This window comes from Thauera sp. AutoDN2, from assembly GCF_051280715.1.
In the GTDB taxonomy this organism is placed as follows: domain Bacteria; phylum Pseudomonadota; class Gammaproteobacteria; order Burkholderiales; family Rhodocyclaceae; genus Thauera.
In genome coordinates this window covers 1-6,152 of the sequence record NZ_JBNCAR010000064.1, presented here as the reverse complement: position 1 = coordinate 6,152, position 6,152 = coordinate 1, and the positions used below count along the sequence as shown (strand labels likewise).

Annotated in this window: 3 protein-coding genes; 2 read left to right on the top strand and 1 reads right to left on the bottom strand. The window is 65.0% G+C overall.

Features of this window, described 5'->3' with window-relative positions; genetic code table 11:
- The first annotated feature begins 171 nt into the window (after window positions 1–171).
- Complete coding sequence (locus ACPT9U_RS17110; protein WP_435751835.1) at window positions 172–1,917, top strand: alpha/beta hydrolase; 1,746 nt, start codon at window positions 172–174, stop codon at window positions 1,915–1,917.
- Window positions 1,918–2,314: 397 nt separating this feature from the next.
- On the opposite strand, the gene ACPT9U_RS17105 is transcribed toward ACPT9U_RS17110, so the two are convergent.
- The gene (locus tag ACPT9U_RS17105) at window positions 2,315–3,025 is read right to left on the bottom strand and encodes a hypothetical protein (RefSeq protein WP_435751834.1); all 711 of its coding nucleotides are present in this window, start codon (window positions 3,023–3,025) and stop codon (window positions 2,315–2,317) included.
- A gap of 1,524 nt (window positions 3,026–4,549) precedes the next feature.
- Here ACPT9U_RS17105 and istA point away from each other — a divergent pair.
- Entirely contained in the window at window positions 4,550–6,109 is a 1,560-nt protein-coding gene (istA, locus tag ACPT9U_RS17100; RefSeq protein ID WP_435751833.1) for an IS21 family transposase, read from the top strand.
- The last annotated feature ends 43 nt before the right edge of the window (window positions 6,110–6,152 follow it).

The window sequence follows — 6,152 nt, the reverse complement described above, 5'->3', positions numbered from 1 at the left end:
TCGTAGTCGGTGGTCGATGAGGTGCCAACCGTGGTGGGGTGCGGGTAGCGCAGCTTCACCCGGCGGTCGTGGCCGTCATATTCGTAGGTGGTGCGGTTGGCCTCATGCGGTTAAAACGCCTATCCGTGTCCGGTATATTGGCCCAAGGGGACCACTCGCAGGGGATACTTGATGCGACAGGACGACGACGCTGCACTCGCTTCCGGTACTACATCCGATGGCTGGTTCACCCGGCTCCGGCGTTCGCTGCTGGCGCGCCTTGGCAATACCGGGCTCGTGCTGGGGACGTTGTTCTTCGCCGCCTCGCTCACGCCCAGCCTCACGCCACGGATCACGGTCGCGCAGGCGGTGCTGTCGGGCATGTGCCTGGCCGCCGGCTACGGCCTGGGCGTGCTGCTGCGCTGGCTGTGGGGATACCTGGAGCTGCCGCTCCCCGGGCCGGCGGGACAGCCGCGTCGCCGCCGTATCGCGGTCGTCGCCTGCGCGGTCATCGCCGCGCTCGCGCTTTGGCGCAGCCAGCATTGGGAAAACATCGTCCGCGAACTGATGCACCTGGCTCCCGCCGGTCCATCGCGCATCCTGGGCGTACTCGCGGGTGCGGCGGTCGTGGCGCTGCTGCTGGTCGTGCTGGGCCGCATCGCGCTGATGATCATCAAGGCGGTGATGCGCCTGGTCACCCGCAAGGTGCCGCGACGGATCGCGCACGTGGTCGGTGCGATCGCCGGCGTGCTGCTGCTGGTGGGCCTGGTCAACGGCGTGATCCTGTCCTCGTTGCTGGACATCCTGGACGCCTCCTATCGCCAGGCCGATGCACTGATCCCGCCCGACATGCCGCCGCCGACCGAATGGGACAGCCCCGGCAGCGCGCAGTCGCTAGTGGCCTGGAACCAGCTCGGGCGCATGGGCCGGCGCTACGTCGATGCCCGCCCCACCGCCGACGAACTCGCCGCCTACGCCGGTCCCGGCGCCAAGGCGCCGCTGCGCGTGTACGCGGGCCTGCCCACCGGCGACACGCCCGAAGAGCGCGCCCAGCTGGCGCTGGAAGAACTCAAGCGCGTCGGCGGCTTCGAGCGCAAGGCGCTGATCATCATCACTCCGACCGGCACCGGTTGGGTCGACCCGTCCGGCATCGACGGCATCGAATATCTCTACCGCGGCGATGTGGCCAGCGTCGCGGTGCAGTACTCGTACCTGTCCAGTCCGCTGACGCTGTTCCTGGATCCGGACACAGGCGGGGTCACCGCGCGCGCACTGTTCCGCGAGGTCTACGGCTACTGGCGCACGCTGCCGCCCGAGCGGCGGCCGAAGCTGTACCTGCACGGCCTGAGCCTGGGCGCGCTCAATTCGGAACGCTCGTTCGAGATGTTCGAGCTGCTCGGCGAACCATTCGATGGCGCGGTCTGGAGCGGACCTCCGTTCGCCGCTAGCAAGTGGGCCGGGCTGACCCGCTCGCGCAATCCCGGTTCGCCGGTGTGGCTGCCGCAGTTCCAGGACGGCTCGTTCGTCCGCTTCATGAACCAGGACGGCAGCTCCACCCCGCCCGGCACGCCGTGGGGCCCGATGCGCGTGGTCTACCTGCAGTACGGCAGCGACGCGGTGACGTTCTTCGACCGTCACGGCTTCTTCCGCGAACCGGAACTGCTCGATGCCCCGCGCCCGCCGGACGTATCCCCGGCGATGCGCTGGTATCCGGTCGTGACGATGATGCAGATGGCAATGGATACTTCGCTGTCGATGAGCGCACCAATGGGTTTCGGCCACGTCTACGCGCCATCGCACTACATCAACGCCTGGCTGGAAGTCACCGGCATCGACGACTGGTCGCCCGAAGACGTGGCCCGCCTGCAGCGCCACCTGGATGAGCGCCGGGCCGAAGAGCTGTCCAAGGATGGCGGCGAGGAGACCGTGGACGGCTGAACGTCGACGGTCTTGCGTGGACCGGCACCCTCAGTACATCCCGACCATGTTGAGGAACCAGCCCTCGTGGTCGTAGTCGGGGTCGATTCAGAAAACGGAATTTAAAGCACGCTAAGGAATGCTCGATCCAGCAACGGCGCGGCTTTGCGTGTGGCGTCTGCCGCTGGAAGCGGCGTTTCGGCTGTTCTCGAAACTCGGCAGTCTCGGCGGCTCGATTCGAGAGCGGTTTTTGAGAACGGGACGGACAAGGCCAGCACTGGCGCGGCCCGCATTCTCACGGTGGCTTCTTGAAAATGATCGTTTGCGAGAGCGGTGGCCATGCCAATGGCTTAACGTACTTTATTTTCCGTTTTCTGAGACGTCCCCAACCACCACATGTATGCGCATACACAGAGGTTTATGAACGGCGGTGCCCGCGCACCCTGACACCCAATTCGCTCAACTTGAGTCCCACGTCAGCTAACCGGCGCACGTAGCCCAGTGCCTGCGGAATCTCTGGTAGCACTTCCGTCCCGCGACTGCGTTTCCAGTCGGACCGGATGAGATCTGCAAACCGTTTCGCCTGCGCCCGCGCCCCGGCAAAGCCCGGCGTGCGCCAGATGGTATGAATCAACTGGCGGAGCTCGTCGTCGCGCCGACTCCTGATGGCTCGGAGCAGCGCATGTCTCAAAGCTTGTTCCTGCTCCTTTTCATACCTCCAGGTCCAGGCAGGGGCTGACGCCCCCGCCCGCGTCTGACGGACAAGCTCATAACCTGTCAGCTTCAGCCGATCCACAAGGAGATTGCGCCACCGCTCTCGTTCCGCAGGTGCCGGCACCTCACCTTCTGTGCGGACCAGCCACCATGACACTGGCCCCGTAGCATCCTCCGCGTCCGCTAGCATCAGCAGGCGAAAACTGGCCTTTCCTGCCTTCCTTTTCCTGCTCTGCTCCAACCGCGACAACCCTGCTTGGTACAGGTCATCCAGCTTGCCGGCAAGGTAGCCAGCCTTCTCACGCGGGATCTGCCCGGCCACGTAGAAAATATGTCCGGTCCGGGCCAGGTCTCCAAGTCTTTGCATGACTACGGTCTTTTTTGTGAAGATGAACCAGTCCAGATACTGAGCCATTTACTAAGCCGAAAGCAGTCTTGATACCGAATAATAGCTTAACGCAGGCAACATATTAAGATTCCGTATGTTTGCGCAGGCACTCTCGTGTCGGTAAGATCGAACTGTCGCACAGGGTTGCCGCCCTCATTTATCACCGGGGGCTGCCAGCCCCGACACACACAAGCGCAGGGGTGGATGCCCCGAGCGACCGTTGCCGACGGTCGCAAGCACGATTTAGCCGCATGCCTCTAATAGGGCTGGTGCGGCTGAAACGAGCGCTGGGGGTGAAATCCCCCCTTCGACTCAATCCGCTCCCGTTGGCGAATCACGGGCAGGATTGGGCGACTGCGAAACGGGCACTCCAGTAATGGATGTGTACCTGGCAGCCGTGAAAGCCGGTACCCAGTCCGGCCCTCGGGATCAGCGGAGACGCGGATGACGAGGCCCAGCATGTAGGCTTCTGAGGTCGTTGAAAGACGACAGGGCGCTGAGGGGAAACCTAGAAGCGCTGGCACCCACGGAAGCGTGGGGTCGATGCACAGCTCAAGCATGTACTTGCAACCCGAAGAGGGAGCATCTGGGAGTGTGTGATGCGGTGGTGTATTGGTCGGTAATGAAGCTCGGCAGGTAGTACGGGAGGATTTTTGGAATCTTTGCCCCCGGAAACCCGGCGCAAGCTGGGGTAAGCCCACAGGGCTAAGTCTGACGCGTGGAGCCAACCGCTAAACACACGTAGTAGCGGAAGCGCCCCACCCCGCAACGCGGGAGGGCATCTGTCTAAGCAGGGAACCGCTGAACCTCGACGAGCTGGGTGGCACCAGTGAGAGGAAGCGGGGGAGATTCGGCGAGTAGGAGTCTGCGAACGGCTGACCAATGCGGTCGAGAGCAGGACGGGCGACGAGCTCGGTACGAAAGCTGATGTCGTGCGAGAACGCGCGGGGGTTGGCAGCCCCAGTGTGTTGTGTGATGTGTGACGGTGAGCGGGTTGGCCCCCACTCACGGCGCCTTGGGTGGCACCAAGGCGCGAGGGTGAAAGTCCCTCATGAACCACTTCACGCAGATGAAGTGGTTCGCAGCAAAAAGTTGGCACATGGTGACAACGAGTGGCTGGCCCTCATCGGGGTCCCGCCCAGGTGATCAGGTCTGCGACCTGATCACCTGCTTCAAGCCCCCTGGCCGTCGGCTGGGGGGTATCTCCTTCTTTCGTGCAAAATATATATCCTTCGCTCCCGCTCCTGTCTTGGGGGTTCATCGTGGGGAAAACCCATCGGTATTGCGTTAAAAATGGCACAGCAACCGTTTTTGAGGCTGGATGCGTATTCCGACCCATCGTGACCGCCCATTCCGAGAAGGGTGTGACCGGTGATTCCGAGGTCGTGACCGGCGATTCCGATTTGATCGTGACCGATTCAGTCCGTCGTCGGAATCACCGGTCACGTTGTCGGAATCGTCGGTCACGATCAAATCGGAACGGCCTGTGCGGCCAGCGTGGCAACCATCCTTGTCACGGCTACCCTCGCGCGCTTTGCGCGGAGCGAAGGGATGCCGGCGGAGCGGATTGCCATGCACAACATCAAGGAGCTGTTACGGCTCAAGTACGACTGCGCGCTCTCGCATGAGCGCATCGCGCGCGCGCTGTCGATCTCCAAGGGCGTCGTCGCCAAGTATGTGAAGGCGGCCGAGGCCAGCGGCGTGAGCTGGGCCGAACTGGCGGCGGCCGACGAGGCGCGCCTGCGTGCCCTGCTGGGCGGGACGCCGCGTCCGCGCGGGACGGCGGTGGGCTACCGGATGCCCGATCTCGCCGCCGTCCATCAAGGCCTCAAGCGCAAGAACGTCACCCTGGCACTGCTGTGGGAGGAGTACGTCCAGGCGACGGCCGGGCCGACCTACCAGTATTCGCGCTTCTGCGACCTCTACCGGGACTTCGCCAAGGGCCTCAAGCGCTCGATGCGCCAGGTGCACCGCGCCGGCGAGAAGCTCTTCATCGACTACGCGGGCGACACGGTGCCGATCGTCGACGCCGAGACCGGCGAGATTTCTCGGGCGCAGATCTTCGTGGCCGTGCTCGGGGCCTCGAACTACACCTTCGCCTGCGCCACGGCCACGCAGTCGCAGGCTGACTGGCTGGGGGCGCTGGGGCGGGCGCTGCGTTTCATCGGCGGCGCGCCCGAGCTGATCGTCCCCGACAACACCCGCTCCATGGTCGGCGAACCGGACCGATACGAGCCGCAACTGCAGCGCACCACGGCCGAGTTCGCCCAGCACTACGGCGTGGCGATCCTGCCCGCACGCCCCTACAAGCCGCAGGACAAGAGCAAGGTGGAGGTGGGCGTACAGATCGTGCAGCGCTGGATCCTGGCGCGGCTGCGGCACCGGCGCTTCTTCTCGCTGGCCGAGCTCGACGTGGCCATCGCCGAGCTGCTCGAGGATCTTAACGCACGCCCCTTCCAGCGCCTGCCGGGCAATCGTCGCAGCGCCTTCGAGACGCTCGACCAGCCGGCGCTGCGTGCGCTGCCCGCCACGCCGTTCCAGTTCGCCCAGTGGAAGAAGGCCAAGCCCAACATCGACTATCACGTCGAGTTCGACGGCCACTACTACAGCGTGCCCCACGCGCTGGTCGGGCAGGTGCTGGAACTTCGCGTCACGCTCTCGAGCATCGAGTGCTTCGCCGGCGGACGCCGAGTGGCGGTGCATGCCCGCAGCCACCGGCGCGGCGCCTTCAGCACACTCACCGAGCACATGCCCGCCTCGCACCAGGCCCACCGCCAGTGGTCGCCCAGCAAGCTCATCGCCTGGGGCGCCACGGTGGGGCCGCACACCGAGCGTGTGGTCGCCTTCCAGCTCGAACGCATGCCGCACCCCGAACAGGGCTACCGCGCCTGCCTGGGGCTGATGCGCCTGGCACGCCAGTACGGCAACACACGGCTGGAGGCCGCCGCCACCCGCGCCGTCGCGCTCGGGGCGATGCGCTACAAGAACCTCGCCTCGATGCTCAAGACTGGGCTCGATCGCGCACCGCTGCCGGCGAGTGCGCCGCAACAGGCCGAACTCGCCCTGCCCGATGCGCACGCCAACCTGCGCGGCGCGCACTACTACCACTGATCCGCAGCGCCGTTACGCCGTAACGGATCGACCCACCCCCTTA

What these genes read in the sequence shown, in the direction of transcription:
- istA (WP_435751833.1), top strand. Translation starts at nt 4,550, where the DNA reads ATGCCGGCGGAGCGGATTGCCATGCACAACATCAAGGAGCTGTTACGG.
- ACPT9U_RS17110 (WP_435751835.1), top strand. Translation starts at nt 172, where the DNA reads ATGCGACAGGACGACGACGCTGCACTCGCTTCCGGTACTACATCCGAT.
- ACPT9U_RS17105 (WP_435751834.1), bottom strand. Translation starts at nt 3,025, where the DNA reads ATGGCTCAGTATCTGGACTGGTTCATCTTCACAAAAAAGACCGTAGTC.